The 559-nt window shown below is 71.2% G+C and carries 1 pseudogene; it reads right to left on the bottom strand.

From position 1 onward, the window contains the following. Nucleotides 1-122: 122 nt before the first annotated feature. Nucleotides 123-559: pseudogene (locus tag DBR34_RS22995) on the bottom strand (mechanosensitive ion channel family protein); the annotation flags it as partial.

Genomic DNA, 559 nt, shown 5'->3' with positions numbered 1-559 from the left:
CCAACAGCCTGCTGCCGCATATCAGCCCGCCCTGAGCACGGCGTATCGACCCACGGTCGGTACCTACCGGCTGCGGAACCATCGACGCGGGTCGGCGACGACACCCCGCCCCTCGACCGCCGTTACGGCGCCGGCTGGATTGCCGGCGCACCGTCCTCGGCCCCAGGGGAGCGCACATCGTCGGCCGGCTGGGAGCGTGGGCCACGCAGACCGGGATCCGGCTGCTGCAACAGTTCGGCACGCGTGCGCGGCAGCGCCTGCGGGTGTTCGCGGGCCAGGAAATCCAGCATCCGCTCGCGCACGATGCAGCGCAGGTCGAAGGCGTCGCCGGAGTTGCGCGCGCTGACCAGCAGGCGCACCTGCAGCGTGTGGTCGGTGGTCTCGGTCACCTGGGTCACGCACACCCGGCCATCCCACAGCGCTTCGCCCTTGCAGATGCGCTCCAGCTCGGCGCGGATCGCCGCGATCGGCGCGCGGTAGTCCAGCCACAGGAACGCGGTGCCGAGCAGGTCGGCGCTGCGCCGCGTCCAGTTCTGGAACGGGTTTTCGATGAACCAGG

The organism is Stenotrophomonas sp. HMWF003 (assembly GCF_003061285.1).
GTDB lineage: Bacteria > Pseudomonadota > Gammaproteobacteria > Xanthomonadales > Xanthomonadaceae > Stenotrophomonas > Stenotrophomonas maltophilia_AP.
The sequence above is the reverse complement of the archived record's forward strand: the minus strand, read 5'-3'. Positions and strand labels throughout refer to the sequence as shown.